This window comes from Mycobacterium sp. E2989, assembly GCF_001667595.1.
In the GTDB taxonomy this organism is placed as follows: domain Bacteria; phylum Actinomycetota; class Actinomycetes; order Mycobacteriales; family Mycobacteriaceae; genus Mycobacterium.
This window is the reverse complement of the sequence record NZ_LZJX01000051.1, coordinates 68,761-83,964: the sequence shown is the minus strand read 5'-3', so window position 1 is coordinate 83,964 and position 15,204 is coordinate 68,761. Positions and strand designations below refer to the sequence as shown.

Sequence of the window (15,204 nt, the reverse complement as noted above, 5' to 3'; positions counted from 1 at the left end):
TTGCACCGCCGACGGCCGGACGGCTATGGTTCGATTCGAGAATATCGGACAACTGTCCACCGATCACCCACACGATTCGGTCCGCACAGACGGGAGCGGGAGATGGCCTTATTGGCCGACGGCGTGAGCTCACTGTTCATCGACGGCAAGATGTCGCCCGGCAGCGCCGGCACCTTTCCGACGATCAACCCGGCGACCGAGGAAGTGCTCGGGGCCGCGGCCGATGCCGACGCCGCGGACATGGGCCGCGCGATCGATGCCGCCCGGCGCGCCTTCGACGAGACGGACTGGTCGCGCGACACCGAGCTGCGCGTGCGATGCGTGCGGCAGCTGCGCGAGGCGATGCAGCAGCACCTCGAAGAGCTGCGCGACCTCACCATCGCCGAAGTCGGCGCGCCGCGAATGCTCACCAGCATCGCCCAGCTCGAAGTCCCGGTCAACGACCTCGCGTTCGCGGCCGATACCGCCGAATCCTACGAGTACAACCAGGATCTCGGCCTGGCATCGCCGATGGGCATCCCGACCCGTCGCACGATTGCCCGCGAGGCCGTCGGCGTCGTCGGCGCGATCACGCCGTGGAACTTTCCCCACCAGATCAACCTCGCGAAGATCGGGCCGGCGCTGGCCGCCGGCAACACCGTCGTCCTCAAACCCGCCCCCGACACACCGTGGTGCGCGGCCGTGCTGGGGGAACTGATCGCCGAGCACACCGACTTTCCGCCCGGCGTCATCAACATCGTCACGTCCAGCGACCACGGCGTGGGCGCGCTGTTGGCGAAAGACCATCGGGTGGACATGGTTTCGTTCACCGGATCGACGGCCACCGGCCGCAGCGTGATGGCCGACGGCGCCGCGACGATCAAGAAGGTCTTCCTGGAGCTGGGCGGCAAGTCGGCGTTCATCGTCCTCGACGACGCCGACTTGAGCGGCGCGGTGAGCATGGCGGGATTCTCGGTGTGCATGCACGCCGGACAAGGGTGCGCGATCACCACCCGGTTGGTGGTGCCGCGGGCGCGCTACGACGAAGCCGTCTCCATCGCGGCCGCAACCATGGGCGGCATCAAGGCCGGTGACCCCACCGATCCCGGAACCATCTGCGGCCCAGTGATTTCGGCGCGCCAGCGCGATCGGATCCAAGGCTATCTCGACTCCGCCATCGCCGAGGGCGGGACGTTCGCGTGTGGGGGCGGGCGCCCGGCCGATCGTGAGGTCGGTTTCTTCATCGAGCCCACCGTGATCGCGGGGCTGGGCAACGACGCACGGTGCGCGCGCGAGGAGATCTTCGGGCCGGTCCTGACGGTGATTCCGCATGACGGCGACGACGACGCGGTGCGCATCGCCAACGATTCACCATACGGATTGTCGGGCACCGTGTTCGGCGCCGACCCGGACAGGGCGGCCAGGGTGGCCGCGCGGGTCCGCGCGGGCACGATCAATGTCAATGGCGGCGTGTGGTATTCGGCTGACGCACCGTTCGGCGGCTACAAGCAGTCTGGAAATGGCCGAGAGATGGGTCTGGCCGGCTTCGAGGAGTACCTGGAAACCAAGACAATTGCCACAGCGGTGAACTAAAGGAGCTCGAGAGCATGCGGTTTGAAAACAAGGTCGCCATCGTCACCGGCTCGGGCGGCGGTATCGGCCAAGCCTACGCCGAGGCGCTGGCCCGCGAGGGCGCGGCGGTGGTGGTAGCCGATATCAATGCGGAGGCGGCCGAAGGGGTGGCCAAGCAGATCTCCGCCGACGGCGGCTCGGCCATCAGCATCCCGGTCGACGTGTCCGACCCGGCCTCTGCCAAGGCGATGGCCGATCGCACGCTGGCCGAGTTCGGCGGCATCGACTACCTCGTCAACAACGCGGCGATCTTCGGGGGTATGAAGCTGGACTTTCTGCTCACCATCGACCCCGAGTACTACCAGAAGTTCATGAGCGTCAATCTCGATGGGGCGCTGTGGTGCACCCGCGCCGTCTATAAGAAGATGGCCAAGCGCGGGGGCGGGGCGATCGTGAACCAGTCGTCCACCGCGGCGTGGTTGTACTCGAACTACTACGGCCTGGCCAAGGCGGGCGTGAACGGTCTGACCCAACAGCTTTCGCGCGAGCTGGGTGGCCAGAACATCCGGATCAACGCGATCGCGCCAGGGCCCATCGACACCGAAGCCAATCGGACCACCACCCCACAGGAGATGGTCGCCGACATCGTCAAGGGTCTTCCCCTGTCGCGCATGGGAACCCCCGAGGACTTGGTCGGCATGTGCCTGTTCCTGCTTTCCGACGAGGCTTCGTGGATCACCGGGCAGATCTTCAACGTTGACGGCGGGCAGATAATCCGGTCATGACGAACAACTTGAAGCTGGGCTACATCGGGCTGGGCAACATGGGCGCCCCGATGGCCACCAAGATGACCGAGTGGCCCGGTGGGGTAACGGTGTACGACATCCGCACCGAGGCGATGACCCCGCTGGCCGAAAAGGGCGCCCGGCTGGCCGATTCCCTGGCCGACGTCGCCGCCGCGGACATCATCCACATCACCGTCCTGGACGATGCGCAGGTGCGCGAGGTCGTCGGTGGGCTGGCCACGCATGCCCGCCCCGACACGGTCATCGCGATCCACTCGACCATCAGCGACACCACCGCCGTCGAGCTGGCCCGCGAGTTCAACGCACAGGGCATACACATCGTCGACGCACCGGTCAGCGGCGGTGCGGCCGCAGCCGCGAAGGGCGAGCTGGCCACCATGGTGGGGGCCGAGCGCGAGGTCTACGAACGAATCAAGCCGGCGTTCAAGCACTGGGCGGCGATGGTCGTCCACGCTGGCGAACCGGGTGCAGGCACGCGAATGAAGCTGGCGCGCAATATGTTAACGTTCACCTCGTACATGGCGGCCTGCGAGGCCATGAAGCTGGCCGAGGCCGCCGGCCTGGACCTGCAGGCGCTGGGCCGGGTGGTGCGGCACACCGACGCGCTCACCGGTGGTCCGGGCGCAATCATGGTGCGGGATGACATGAAAGACATTGAACCGGAGAACTTCCTGTACCAGCCGTTCGTGCACACTCGTGGCCTGGGGGAGAAGGATCTGAGCCTGGCGCTGTCGTTGGGCCAGTCGGTGCAGGTCGATTTGCCGCTGGCGCAGTTGGCATATGACGGTCTGGCCGCCGGCCTCGGCGTACCACACACCAAGAAAGAGGCATGATGGACGAGCTTCGCCGCAAGGGCCTCGAGAAGATGAACGAGGTTTACGGCTGGGAGATGCCCAACGTCGAGGGCGACCCGTACTTCGACCTGACCGTCGACCACCTGTTCGGAAGCATCTGGACGCGCCCGGGATTGTCGATGCGCGACAAGCGGATCATGACGCTCACGGCGGTGACCGCCGTCGGTAACCGCGACCTGGCCGAGATCCAGATCAACGCGGCGCTGCTCAACGGGGAACTCTCCGAGACCGAGCTCAAGGAGATGGCCGTCTTCCTCACCCACTACCTCGGGTTCCCCCTGGGTTCCGCGCTCAACGGCGCCGTCGACGCCGTGGTGGCCAAACGCAAGAAGGCCGCGGCCAAGGGCGCCGGTGAGGACAAGAAGGCCAACGTCAACGACGCAGTGAAGATGCACAGGGGCAACGCTCGCGACTAAGTGTGGCGCGAGGCCTCTTGGGCGAGTTGCACTCTCGAGCTGAGGCCCAGCTTGGCGTAGACGTGGCCGAGGTGGGCTTGCACGGTGCGCGCGGAGACGAATAACCGCGCGGCAATGTCCTTGTTCGGCAGTCCCTCGCTGACGAGCCGCACCACGTTGATCTCCGCGGGTGTCAATGAATCCCAGCCGGTTGACGGCCGTTTGCGTTCGCCGCGGCCGCGTCTCGCATAGGCGATCGTTTCATCGATGGACATGGCTTCACCCTCGGAACATGCCTGGTGGAATTCGTTCTCTCCCAGCGCGTCCCGCACTACGGCGACGGCGGCGTCATGTGCGGCGTCGTGGATCTGGAACCGCACGTAGCCGGTTCGGTCTCGTTCCGACTTCGCCGCTCCCAACAGGCGCGCGGCCTCTCGATTCGCGCCGGCGCCGGCCGCGAGGGCGGCCAGGCATTCGATGACGTCAGGGAGGACGAAGTAAGCCTTGTCGTCGACCGCTCCGGTAAGCGCGTCGTGGGCGTCGCGTTCCGCTTGCTCCCAGTCGTGTTGGGCGATCGCGACCCGCGCACGCTTCGCCAAGGCGAGCACCCGATGAACGCCCGGGGCGACGGTGACGGCATCGTCGCCCCAGCGGCGCGCCGCGATCAGATCACCCTGCGCGAACGCAATTTCCGCCAGCGGAATGACATTGACGACGGCGAGTTCGGGCTGGACCTTGAGACGCTGCCACGCGGCCTCGCCGGCGCCGGCCGATGCGCCCACATCCCCCGCGGCGATCGTCGCGACGGCCAGCGCCGCGTAGGCGTAGCCCTGGTTGAACGGCCCGAGGTCCGCGGCGGCTTCAACGGCCGCGTTCGCGGCGGCGCGGGCCCCGCTCGTGTCACCGGTGTAGGCAAGCATGTGGCCGAGGGACACGAGGCTGGCCATTTTCCACGTCTCGTCGTGGGCCGCCTCCGACTCGGTAACCAGCTCCCGGAATTGCGTTACGGCACCGGCGAGATCTCCTTCCCACCACTGCGCCAGCCCGATGCACCACCGACACCCGCGAGAGGCGTAGCCGTCGCCGATCGCGTCAGCGACGTCGCGGCCCTCTTCACCGGCCGCGCGTGCCGCGACCGGGTCACCCTTGCCCGTGACGGCCGCGAAGGCCTGGAACGCCAGGATCTGGTTCAAACTCCAGTCGTCGCCCACGGTGCGGGCGAGGCCGAGCGCTTCCTCGAAGTACGTGCCGGCAGCGGCCGCGTCGTAGGCGGCAATGATTCCGCAACCTGCGAGCGCGCGAACCAGCAACGCCGGGTCGTCGATCTCGCGGGCGAGCGCCAAAGCCTCCAACGCCATGTCCATGTGGTCGTGGATGGTCTGCGCGCCCTCGAGTATCGCTTTGTCCGCAAGCGCCCGGGCGCGGACGGGTTGCGGCACCTCCACGTCGTGAGCGACGGCGTCGGCCAGGGCCGAGGCGAACCACGCCGTGCCCTCGCGCAACCGGCCGCGAGTGGTCCAAAGTGGTTGCAGCACCGAGGCGAGTTGCAATGCCCGCGAGATCTCGGCGTTTTCCCGACACCACGCGAACGCCGCCCGTAGGTTATCCATCTCGATGGCAGCTTGCTCGATACGGCTCTGATGAGCGGTGCGCCCCGGCACGTCGAGCTCGGCCGCCAGCGCAACGTAGTGGTCGCGGTGACGCGCACGCACGGCGTCGGCCTCGCCGGACTCGCCGAGCTTCTCCAGGGCGTACTGGCGAACCGTCTCCAGCATGCGGTAACGCGCCCCGCGATGTGTGTCTTCGGCGACCACAAGGGACTTTTCGATCAGCAGCGTGAGCTGGTCGAGCGTCTGATAGCGCTCGGGGTCGTTTTCGGCGCAAACCGCCTGTGCCGCATCGAGATCGAAGCCGCCCACGAATGCGGCGGCGCGCCGGAACATGACTCTCTCGGGCTCCGTCAGCAGCGCGTGCGACCAGTCCACCGAGGCCCGCAGGGTCTGCTGGCGGCGTACGGCCGTGCGCGAACCGCCGGTCAGAAGCCGGAAGCGGTTGCGCAAGCTGTCGAGAATCTGCTCCAACGACAGTGCCCGAACCCTCGCGGCCGCCAGTTCGATCGCCAGTGGGATTCCGTCGAGCCGGCGACAGATCTCGATCACCGCCTCCGAATTGCTCTCGCTCACAGCGAAATCGGGCCGAACTTGGCGGGCACGGTCCGCGAAGAGGGTCACCGCCTCGTCGGCCACGGACAGTGACGGCACCGCCCAGGCAACTTCGCCCGCCACCCGCAGCGGTTCACGACTGGTCGCAAGGATGGTCACGCCCGGGCACGCCGTCAGCACCGCGACCGAGAGTGAGGCGCACGCGTCGATCAGGTGCTCGCAGTTGTCGAGAAGGAGGAGCATGCGCCGGCCGGCGACGAAACGTGTCAGTGTGTCCATCGTCGAACGCCCCGCTTGGTCGGGCAGCCCCAACGCCCGCGTCACCGTGACCGGGACGACGTCGGAATCGGCGATGGGCGCCAGGTCGACGTACCACACGCCGTCTTCGAAATCGTCGTCGAGTTGGTCGGCCACTTGCACCGCCAACCGGGTCTTTCCCACGCCGCCTGCGCCCGTGAGCGTCACCAACCGCCCGTCGGCGATGCTCCGCCGCACGGCCTCGACCTCTGCGCCGCGCCCGACGAAACTGGTGAATTGCGGCGGAAGATGCTGACGCCCCGTGTTTTTCGTCGAGCGCAGCGGCGGAAAGTCGTTGCGGAGGTCGGCGTGGCAGAGTTGCGAAACCCGTTCGGGCCGGGGGAGATCTCGCAGCAAGTGGGTGCCGAGGTCGACCGTCCACGCATCGGCGGGCAGGGCTTCGGCCAGCAGATCGCTGGTGGTGCCCGACAACACCGTCTGGCCCCCATGAGCCAGGTCACGCAGCCGCGCCGCCCGGTTGATGGTCGGCCCTACGTAGTTTGCCTCATCGCGCAGTTGCGTTTCCCCGGTATGCAGTCCGATCCGCAAGCGGATCGGTTCAAGGGCCGTGCGTTGCAACTGCAGGGCAAACGCGGCGGCGTCGCTGGCGCGACCAAAAGCGACGACGAAGCTGTCACCCTCGCCCTGTTCAACGGGACGCACACCGTTGTGCGCGGCCAGCAGGTCCGATACCGCGTGGTCCAGCCGCGCAATGGCCGTGCCCATCGTGTCGGGTTGGGTCTGCCATAACCGCGTCGAGGCTTCGACATCGGCGAGCAGCAACGTCACCGTTCCTGTCGGCAGCTCGCTCACGCCCAAGTCGCTCCAGTTCAATCGCGGCGTGTCCACGCATTGGTCGATCTCAGCCATGTTAGCCAGCATGCGCTGGTCGAAGGCGGTGAACATCGGCAGAAAGGCCTAGAAAGTCATTCGCCGGTACCCGTCAGCATCTAGGTCCTTTGACTGATGTTTCCTTCCCCGGCGGGACCCATAGTGACCTCACTGGAAAAAGGGAGGTCACAGATGAACAGCCAGACGGGCGTTGCCGGCAGCCGCGCCTCAATCGATGCCCACTTCACGACGGGGGTTCTGCACGGCCACTACAACAGTCGCTTCGAGGATCTGGTCGCGGCCCTCGCCGACGAGGTCACGACCGGCGGCGAGCTCGGTGCCGCGATCGCCATCGACGTCGGCGGCGAGCTCGTCGTCGACATCTGGGGCGGGCACGCCGACAGGGCGAGAACCCGCGAATGGTCGCAAGACACCATCGTCAACGTCTTCTCCAGCACCAAGAACGTGACCGCCCTGGCGGCATTGATGCTCGTCGACCGCGGCCTGCTGGACCCGTTCGCTCCCGTCGCCAGGTACTGGCCCGAGTTCGCCGCCAACGGCAAGCAAGACATCGAGGTCCGCCACATCCTGAGCCACACCTCCGGGGTGTCGGGCTGGGAACCGCCCTTCACCCTCGAGGATGTCTACGACTGGGAGAAGTCGACTTCACGGCTAGCCGGCCAGGCGCCTTGGTGGCCGCCCGGCACCGCATCCGGCTACCACGCCGTGACCATCGGCCACCTGGTCGGCGAGCTCGTCCGCCGGGTCGCCGGGATGAGCCTGAAACAGTTTGTGCGACAAGAGATCGTCCAGCCGCTCGGTGCCGACCTGCAGATCGGCGCGCGGCCCGAAGACGACGGCCGGATCGCCGAGCTGGTCCCGCCGCCTCCGTTGGACGTGCCGCTCGATGCGGTTCCCCATGACCATCCGATGTACAAGACGTTCGCGGCGATCCCGCCCACATCGGAGACAGCGCTGGCCGCCGAGACGACTGCGTGGCGCCGGGCGGAGATCGGATCGGCCAACGGACACGCCAACGCGCGCTCGCTGGTGCGCACCCTGTCCCCGATCTCGTTGGGCGGCACAGTGAATGGCACGCGGCTCCTCGGGCCAGAGACCATCGACCTGATCTTCGACGAGCAGGCGAACGGCACCGACCTGGTGCTGGGTATGCCCGCGCGATGGGGCATCGGCTTCGCCCTGCCCCACGCCGAGGCGGTGCCCGACATCCCCGACGAAAGAATCTGCTACTGGGGCGGTTGGGGCGGGTCCATGGTGGTCATGAACCCCGACCGCCACGCCACGTTCGCCTATGTGATGAACAAGATGGGGCAAGTCACGTCGGGGGGAACCGAACGAACGCGCAAATACACCCGGCTGATCTATCGGGGACTCGGCTGACAAAGAATCAGTAGGGCCGCACACCCTCGGGCATCACGTATTCGGAGATCGGGCTGGACACGCCGTTGACCGAAGTCCCGCCGTTGAGAATGCCCGGCGCCATCTCCAGCATGTTGTTCGGAAACCCGAACTTCGGCTTGGTCAGCTGATCGAGCCGGGTTAGTTCGTCGGCGCTCAGGCTCACGTCGGCGGCGCGGACGTTGTCCTGAAGCTGGGAGAGCCTGCGCGCGCCGATGATGACGGAGGAGACGCCGGGCTGCGCGCGCACCCAGGCCAGCGCCACACTGGCGACGGTCGTTTCGTGGGCCTTGGCGATGGTCTCGAGTTCGTCGATCAGCGCGTAGGTCTTGTCGTTCAGGAAGGCGTTGACCATCGCGCCGCGGTCGGCGTCTTGCCCACCCGCGTTGGCCCGGGTGTACTTGCCGCTGAGCACGCCGCCCTTGAGCGGTGACCACGGTGTGATGCCGAGGCCGAATTCGCCCGCCATCGGCACCAGCTCCTGTTCGATGGCGCGTTCCAGCAGCGAATACTCCACCTGCAGGCCGATGAAACTCGACCAGCCGCGAAACCGCGCGATGAGGTTGGCCTGAGCGATCTTCCACGCCGGGGTGTCGGATACGCCGATGTAGCGGACCTTGCCCACGCGGACCAGATCGTCGAGCGCCGCCATCGTCTCGTCGATGGGTGTGTTCGCGTCCCAGATGTGCAGCCAGTACAGGTCGATGTAGTCGGTTTGCAGACGGCGAAGCGAGTTTTCGCAGGCGTTGATCAACGACTTGCGGCCCGAGCCGCCGCCGTTGGGATCTCCCGGATACAAGTTGCCGCTGAACTTGGTCGCGATGACCAGGCGGTCGCGGCGACCGGCGTCGCGCCCGACGTGGTCGCCGATGATCTTCTCGGAGTGGCTCCGGGTGTAGAAGTTCGCGGTGTCGATGAAGTTGCCACCAAGATCGGTGTATCGGTCGATGATCTGTTGGGACTCTTCGACGCTGGTGCCCCAACCCAGGTCCTCGCCGAACGTCATCGCGCCCAGGCACAGGGGGCTGACGCGCAGACCGGAGCGTCCGAGTGTCACGTACTGATCCAGAGGCATATGGACCGCTTTCTGGTAAGTTGTTCGACTATGTGTTTGTTCAGTCCTAAACTAGTTCATGTCTGAACAATCTGGCAAGCGGGCGGTCGCGGTCGACGCGGCCAAGATCTGGTCGTTGAACTACCGGGTGTTGCTGTCGGTCATCTCGTGCGCCGAGGCCGACATCTGCGCGCTGGGGCTCGAATCCAAGGAGTTGTTCCTGCTCGCGGAGATCGACGAGCACCCTTACCCGGCCGAACTGGCGGCGACGTTGAGCATGCCCAAGGCGACCGTCACGGTTTACCTCAAACGGCTCGAGGCCGCGGGCTTCGTGCGGCGCGAAATCGACGCCACGGATCTGCGGCGGCATCGGCTCCTGCTCACCCCGGCCGGACGCCAAGCCGCCACGGACGGGTTGGCTCTGCTGTCGAACGAGTTCGACAAGCGCCTCGGGCGTCTCACCGTCGCGCAGCGAAAAGACCTGAAGAATCTACTCGAAAAGATTGTGTGAGCGCGGTGCCGTAGGCGCGCGGCGTTCGTCCGGGCTAGTCTGACGTGTCGTGCGAGTCCTGGTGATCGGTTCGGGTGCCCGAGAACACGCGCTGCTGCTGGCGCTTCGGAAAGACCCGCAGGTCACGGCGCTATCCATTGCCCCCGGCAACGCGGGCACCGCTCGGGTGGCCGAGCAGCACGACGTCGACATCACCTCGAGCGAGGACGTCGTCGCCCTGGCGCGCGACGTCCGGGCCGACCTGGTGGTCATCGGTCCCGAGGTGCCGCTGGTGCTGGGCGTGGCCGACGCCCTGCGGGCCGCCGGCATCGTCTGCTTCGGGCCGAGCAAGGACGCCGCCCGCATCGAGGGCTCCAAGGCCTTCGCCAAAGAGGTGATGGCCGCCGCCGGCGTGCGCACCGCGGCCAGTGAAACCGTTGACAGCCCCGCGCATTTGGATGCCGCGCTGGACCGCTTCGGGCCGCCGGCGGGCGACCCGGCCTGGGTGGTCAAGGACGACCGCCTGGCGGCCGGCAAGGGCGTGGTGGTGACCGCGGATCGCGGTGCCGCCCGCGCACACGCCGCCGGGCTGCTGGAGGCGGGTCATCCGGTGCTGTTGGAGTCGTTTTTGGACGGACCCGAGGTGTCGCTGTTCTGCGTGGTCGACGGCGAGACCGTGGTGCCGTTGCTGCCGGCGCAGGATTTCAAGCGTGTCGGCGACGGCGACACCGGACCCAACACCGGCGGCATGGGCGCCTATGCACCCGTCGCATGGCTTCCCGACGAGGTGTACCGGGACATCGTCGGCAATATCGTCGAACCCGTTGCGGCCGAGATGGTTCGGCGCGGCAGCCCGTTCAGCGGGCTACTGTATGTCGGACTGGCGATCACCGGAAACGGGCCGGCCGTGGTCGAATTCAATTGCCGCTTCGGCGATCCCGAGACCCAGGCGGTGCTGGCGCTGCTGGAATCGCCGCTCGGGCAGCTGCTGTACGCGGCCGGTACCGGCAAGCTGGCCGACTTCGGCGAGCTGCGCTGGCACCAGGGGGCGGCCGTCACGGTGGTGCTGGCGGCGGAGAACTATCCCGGCCGTCCCCGGGTCGGGGACGTGGTCGGCGGCTCCGAAGCCGAGGGGGTGCTGCACGCGGGCACGGCACGGCGTGCTGACGGCGAGGTGGTGTCGTCGGGCGGCCGGGTGCTTTCGGTGGTGGGTACCGGCGGCGACCTCGCCGCGGCGCGGGAGCGGGCATACGAATTGATGCGCTCGATCCGATTGCCGGGCAGCCACTTTCGCGGCGACATCGCGCTTGCGGCCGCGGAGGGCAAGATCAGCGTCTAGCAACCCGCGGCCTGGCCGTCGCGGCGAGGGTCGCTCGCCGCAAGATACCCGCCGTCCAGCCGCCAGATCGCCTGGCAGCTGCCGAACTGGTTGTAGTCGTCGACGGCGACCAGGTCGTGTCCGCGCAGCCGAAGCTCGTCGAGCGTCGCCTGCGGGAAACCCTTCTCGCAGGCGACCTGCATGCCCTGGACCCACCGGAACCGCGGTCCGTCGCACGCGGCCTGCGGATTCTGTCCGTGATCGGCGATGCGCACCATCACCTGCGTGTGGCCCTGCGGTTGCATCGTTCCGCCCATGACTCCGAAGCTCATCACCGCGGCGCCATCCTTGGTGACGAAACCCGGGATGATGGTGTGGTAGGGCCGTTTGGCCGGCCCGACCCGGTTCGGATGGCCCTCGGCCGCAGCGAAATTCGCGCCGCGGTTCTGCAACGATATGCCGGTGCCCGGCACCACGACGCCGGATCCGAACCCCATGTAGTTCGACTGGATCATCGACACCATCGTCCCCGCGGCGTCGGCCGCGGTCAGATACACGGTCCCCCCGCTCGGGGCGCCCGCGGACGCCGGCTTCGCCCGCGTGCGATCGATCAGCGCCGCACGCCGCCTCAGGTATTCGTCGTCCAGCAGGCGCTCGGGTCGCACCGGCATGTGTTCGATGTCGGCGACGTAGGCCTGCGCGTCGGCGAACGCCAGCTTCACCGCCTCGATCTGCAGGTGCACGCTGTCGGCGGAATCGACTGGGAGCGCGGCCATGTCGAAATGCTGCAAGATTCCCAGGGCGATCAGGGCCACGATGCCGTGGCCGTTGGGCGGAATCTCGTGCACGGTGTACCCGCGGTAGGTGGCGCTGATGGTCCCCACCCAGTCGGCGCGGTGAGCAGCGAGGTCGTCCGCCCGCATCGCGCCGTCGTTGGTGCTGGCGTGCGCTTCGAGTTGGGCGGCCAACTCGCCGCGGTAGAACGCCTCGCCGTTGCTCGCCGCGATCTTTTCGAGCGTGGTCGCCTGCTCGGGGAAGCGAAACCGCTCACCGGCTTTCGGCGCCCGGCCGGCGGGCATGAACGCCGGGGCGAATCCCGGCTGCTTCTCGAAGAGCGGCACTTGCGCCGCCCATTGCTGCGCGACGATCGGCGAGACCAGAAAACCGTTGCGGGCGTAGTGGATTGCGGGGTCGAAGAGCCTTTCGAACGGGAGCTTGCCGAACTTGGCGTGCAACTCGGTCCACGCCGACACCGCGCCGGGCACGGTCACCGCGTTCCAGCCGACCGCGGGAACGGCGTTGCCGCCGAAGTATTCCGGCGTCCAGGCCACCGGCGAGCGGCCGGACGCGTTCAGGCCGTGCAGCTGCCTGCCGTCCCACACGATGGCGAAGGCGTCCGAGCCGATGCCGTTGGAGACCGGCTCCACCACGGTGAGGGCGATGGCGGTGGCGATGGCCGCGTCCACCGCGCTGCCGCCCTCGGCGAGCATCCGCAGGCCGGCCTGGGCGGCCAGCGGCTGTGACGTGCACACGACGTCTTCCGCCAGGATGGGCTTTCGCGGCCACGCGTACGGGAAATCCCAGTCGAACGGTGCGGTCACCTTCGCGAGCGTAACGCCACACCCGCGGGCCCGAAATCACGCCGCCAACAGCGGCGCCATCCACGTCAGCTCGGCCGGCAGCTGCGAACTCCAGAACTCGCCGTTGTGACCGCCGGGCGAGAAGCCGCCCGCCGGCGGATGGGGCAGTTGCGCGATGAACTGCTTGGTCGCGGCGTAGAACGGATCGCTGTCGCCGCAATCGACGCGAATGGGAATGGAGCCCAGCGCCGGCATCCCGAACACCGAGTTCGCCGCGAAGTCGTCGGGCCCGTCGAACGCCCCGGGTGCCGCCGCGCCCGAGGAGAGCCACAGGGCGGGACTGACCGCGCAGATCGCCGCGGTGCGCGCCGGGCCCAGTCGCCCGCCGAGCAGCAGCGCACCGTAGCCGCCCATCGACCAGCCCAAAAACGCCAGCCGGGAGGTGTCCAGGCCCTGGGTGCTCAACATCGGGATCAGCTCGTCGAGCACCATGGCCCCGCTGTCCTCGCCGGACGCCCTCTTGTGCCAATAGCTGCCGCCGCCGTCGACGGCGACCACCGCGAAGGGCGGCAGCCCCGCGTTGACGGCCTGCGCCAGGCCCTGTTCGACGCCGCCGGCCATCACCGTCGACGCGTCACTGCCCTTGCCGTGCAGCGCGATCACCGGTCGCAGCGGCTTGGTCTGACCGGGTGGCCGGGCGATGGCCCAGTTGGTGTTGATTCCGCCGCGCGCCGCCGAGACGAAGGAGCCCGTCACCATCGTGGGCGCGGGCTGACCCGGGGGAGCCGGCTCGAGGGGCGCCGGTGGCGGTGGTGCCAGCGGCGCCCGGGTGGCGGCCGGCGACGGCATGGCCTGAGACGGCCGCGGCTTGAGCAGGATGTCGAGCGCGTACGCGCCCACCGCACCGGCGCCGAGGCCCATCAGGGCACGGCGGCTCAAGTCGGGCATGCGGGCCATCATGCCACGTTGGTTTGGCGAAGCGTTTGGCGGAAATGGCAATGCAGTACCACTTTGGCTGGCACGATGGCTACTCGTGACGGCAGCAGTCACTCCCAAGGGAGAACGTCGACGGTATGCGCTCGTGAGCGCCGCCGCCGAGCTGCTTGCCGAAGGCGGCTTCGAGGCGGTGCGGCACCGCGCGGTCGCCCGGCGGGCCGGACTGCCGTTGGCGTCTACCACGTATTACTTCTCGTCCCTTGACGATTTGATCGCACGCGCCGTCGAACACATAGCGATGATCGAAGTGGCGCAGTTGCGGTCGCGGGTCACCGCGTTGTCCCGCCGCCGCCGCGGACCCGAGACCATCGCCGAGGTGTTGGTCGACCTGCTCGTTGGGGATGTGTCCAGTCCGGGACTGAGCGACCAACTGATCTCGCGCTACGAGCGACACATCGCGTGCACGCGGTTGCCCGCGTTGCGCGAAACCATGCGTCGCAGCCTGCGACAGCGCGCCGAGGCCGTGGCCGAAGCCATCGAGCGTTCGGGGCGGACGGTGCACATCGAGTTGGTATGCACGCTGATCTGCGCGGTCGACGGCTCGGTGGTGTCCGCCTTGGTCGAGGGGCGCGACCCCCGCGCCGCGGCACTGGGGACGGTGGTCGACCTCATCGACGTGCTTGCGCCCATCGATCAGCGGCCCGTGCGGTCCGCGGGCAGCGATGGCGTCACGATGTATCCCGTGGCGAAGTCGCCGTAAATCGTCACCTCCGCCGGGCAACGCTGCGCGTAGAGCGCCACATAGGCGCAGACGACCGCGTCGACCGGATCCTCGGCGCGGCGCAGCTCGCTTTTGCGCTGAGCTGTGGTTACGCGGTTACGCAATAGAAGCCAATCGTCATGGCCGGACACGTGTAGGGGTACCGCGGCGTGCGCGAGCTTCTCGATGCCGTCCATCAGCAAGAGCAGCTCGGATTTGAGCTGCTCGAGGTCCCGGCCCGGCTTCGCCTTGTACTTCAGTGTTCGCTCCAGCCGAAACAGCACCACCGTCGCCGGATGGGGGTAGACCTCGATGGCGCGCCGCGGGGCCGCCGACCGCGGATCCATGTCGAGCCCCATCGCATGCGCCAGGCGCGCCGCACGCGGGCCGTCGGCGAACTCGCGCTTTGCGGTGTTGGCCGGGTGCGCCCCGGCTTGGAACCTGCGGAAGTCGCGGTTCAGCGCCGCTTCCGCGGGACGCTGGCCGGTCGGGTTGGTCACCACCAGCGGCGCGTCGAAGCCAACCAGGCAACTCCCCTGCACATAGGGCGACAACGCGGCCAGCACGGAAGCGTCGTCGCCGGCGGCACCGACGTGCACGAGGCGGCCGGCGTCGTCGACCACCGCCACCCCGGTGGGGTTGCGCCCGGCCCAGGCCAGATCGACGCCCGCGAAGTACATCCCGCACAGGATATGGCGCCGCGGTGAGTCACATCGGTCCCATTGGTCCCAATTCCCGGAGGGATTGGTGA

General features: G+C 67.8%; 13 protein-coding genes. 8 read left to right on the top strand and 5 right to left on the bottom strand.

Annotated elements, in window-relative coordinates; all coding sequences use genetic code 11:
• Window positions 1-102: 102 nt before the first annotated feature.
• The 4 genes from A5680_RS10210 to A5680_RS10195 are packed head-to-tail and all read left to right on the top strand — an operon-like array spanning window position 103 to window position 3,627.
• Window positions 103-1,572, top strand: a complete 1,470-nt coding sequence (locus A5680_RS10210) for an aldehyde dehydrogenase (protein WP_067818866.1) — start codon at window positions 103-105, stop codon at window positions 1,570-1,572.
• Between the two features lie 14 nt (window positions 1,573-1,586).
• On the top strand, window positions 1,587-2,336 hold the full coding sequence (locus A5680_RS10205) for an SDR family oxidoreductase (protein WP_055401713.1): 750 nt from the start codon (window positions 1,587-1,589) through the stop codon (window positions 2,334-2,336).
• On the top strand, window positions 2,333-3,190 hold the full coding sequence (locus A5680_RS10200; protein WP_067818863.1) for an NAD(P)-dependent oxidoreductase: 858 nt from the start codon (window positions 2,333-2,335) through the stop codon (window positions 3,188-3,190). Before A5680_RS10205 ends, A5680_RS10200 begins: the two co-directional genes overlap by 4 nt.
• Window positions 3,190-3,627 (top strand): carboxymuconolactone decarboxylase family protein, encoded by a 438-nt coding sequence (locus tag A5680_RS10195; protein WP_055401717.1) that lies wholly within the window; start codon window positions 3,190-3,192, stop codon window positions 3,625-3,627. The genes A5680_RS10200 and A5680_RS10195 overlap by 1 nt, the downstream gene beginning before the upstream one ends.
• On the opposite strand, the gene A5680_RS10190 is transcribed toward A5680_RS10195, so the two are convergent.
• Window positions 3,624-6,947 (bottom strand): LuxR C-terminal-related transcriptional regulator, encoded by a 3,324-nt coding sequence (locus tag A5680_RS10190; protein ID WP_067818900.1) that lies wholly within the window; start codon window positions 6,945-6,947, stop codon window positions 3,624-3,626. The two genes, A5680_RS10195 and A5680_RS10190, sit on opposite strands and share 4 nt — an antisense overlap.
• Window positions 6,948-7,088: 141 nt before the next feature.
• Here A5680_RS10190 and A5680_RS10185 point away from each other — a divergent pair, with 141 nt between their 5' ends.
• Window positions 7,089-8,297, top strand: coding sequence for a serine hydrolase domain-containing protein (locus A5680_RS10185; protein WP_082970326.1), 1,209 nt, complete (start codon window positions 7,089-7,091; stop codon window positions 8,295-8,297).
• 7 nt (window positions 8,298-8,304) lie between these two features.
• Here the strand turns inward: A5680_RS10185 and A5680_RS10180 are convergent, their stop codons facing one another.
• The gene (locus A5680_RS10180; protein ID WP_055401721.1) at window positions 8,305-9,390 is read right to left on the bottom strand and encodes an aldo/keto reductase; all 1,086 of its coding nucleotides are present in this window, start codon (window positions 9,388-9,390) and stop codon (window positions 8,305-8,307) included.
• Between the two features lie 58 nt (window positions 9,391-9,448).
• On the opposite strand from A5680_RS10180, the gene A5680_RS10175 reads away from it, so the two are divergent.
• A complete protein-coding gene (locus A5680_RS10175) occupies window positions 9,449-9,880 on the top strand; it encodes a MarR family winged helix-turn-helix transcriptional regulator (protein WP_055401723.1) in 432 nt (143 codons plus the stop codon).
• Window positions 9,881-9,929: 49 nt separating this feature from the next.
• Window positions 9,930-11,198: a phosphoribosylamine--glycine ligase gene (gene purD / locus A5680_RS10170; RefSeq protein ID WP_067818860.1), complete on the top strand. Its 1,269-nt coding sequence runs from the start codon at window positions 9,930-9,932 to the stop codon at window positions 11,196-11,198.
• On the opposite strand, the gene A5680_RS10165 is transcribed toward purD, so the two are convergent.
• Window positions 11,195-12,778 carry a gamma-glutamyltransferase family protein gene (locus A5680_RS10165; RefSeq protein ID WP_067818858.1) on the bottom strand — a complete coding sequence of 528 codons (1,584 nt, stop codon included), beginning with the start codon at window positions 12,776-12,778 and terminating at the stop codon, window positions 11,195-11,197. The two genes, purD and A5680_RS10165, sit on opposite strands and share 4 nt — an antisense overlap.
• A gap of 36 nt (window positions 12,779-12,814) precedes the next feature.
• Complete coding sequence (locus A5680_RS10160) at window positions 12,815-13,717, bottom strand: alpha/beta hydrolase-fold protein (protein WP_067818855.1); 903 nt, start codon at window positions 13,715-13,717, stop codon at window positions 12,815-12,817.
• Window positions 13,718-13,790: 73 nt separating this feature from the next.
• On the opposite strand from A5680_RS10160, the gene A5680_RS10155 reads away from it, so the two are divergent.
• A complete protein-coding gene (locus A5680_RS10155; RefSeq protein ID WP_055401730.1) occupies window positions 13,791-14,453 on the top strand; it encodes a TetR/AcrR family transcriptional regulator in 663 nt (220 codons plus the stop codon).
• Here A5680_RS10155 and A5680_RS10150 read toward each other — a convergent pair.
• Window positions 14,387-15,133: a DUF429 domain-containing protein gene (locus tag A5680_RS10150; RefSeq protein ID WP_067818852.1), complete on the bottom strand. Its 747-nt coding sequence runs from the start codon at window positions 15,131-15,133 to the stop codon at window positions 14,387-14,389. The two genes, A5680_RS10155 and A5680_RS10150, sit on opposite strands and share 67 nt — an antisense overlap.
• Between the last annotated feature and the right edge of the window lie 71 nt (window positions 15,134-15,204).

Excerpts from the sequence above, each read along its gene's own strand:
- A5680_RS10190 (WP_067818900.1), bottom strand. The coding sequence starts at position 6,947 with ATGCTGGCTAACATGGCTGAGATCGACCAATGCGTGGACACGCCGCGA.
- A5680_RS10195 (WP_055401717.1), top strand. The coding sequence starts at position 3,190 with ATGGACGAGCTTCGCCGCAAGGGCCTCGAGAAGATGAACGAGGTTTAC.
- A5680_RS10160 (WP_067818855.1), bottom strand. The coding sequence starts at position 13,717 with ATGATGGCCCGCATGCCCGACTTGAGCCGCCGTGCCCTGATGGGCCTC.
- A5680_RS10200 (WP_067818863.1), top strand. The coding sequence starts at position 2,333 with ATGACGAACAACTTGAAGCTGGGCTACATCGGGCTGGGCAACATGGGC.
- A5680_RS10210 (WP_067818866.1), top strand. The coding sequence starts at position 103 with ATGGCCTTATTGGCCGACGGCGTGAGCTCACTGTTCATCGACGGCAAG.
- A5680_RS10205 (WP_055401713.1), top strand. The coding sequence starts at position 1,587 with ATGCGGTTTGAAAACAAGGTCGCCATCGTCACCGGCTCGGGCGGCGGT.
- A5680_RS10175 (WP_055401723.1), top strand. The coding sequence starts at position 9,449 with ATGTCTGAACAATCTGGCAAGCGGGCGGTCGCGGTCGACGCGGCCAAG.
- A5680_RS10180 (WP_055401721.1), bottom strand. The coding sequence starts at position 9,390 with ATGCCTCTGGATCAGTACGTGACACTCGGACGCTCCGGTCTGCGCGTC.
- A5680_RS10150 (WP_067818852.1), bottom strand. The coding sequence starts at position 15,133 with ATGTACTTCGCGGGCGTCGATCTGGCCTGGGCCGGGCGCAACCCCACC.
- A5680_RS10185 (WP_082970326.1), top strand. The coding sequence starts at position 7,089 with ATGAACAGCCAGACGGGCGTTGCCGGCAGCCGCGCCTCAATCGATGCC.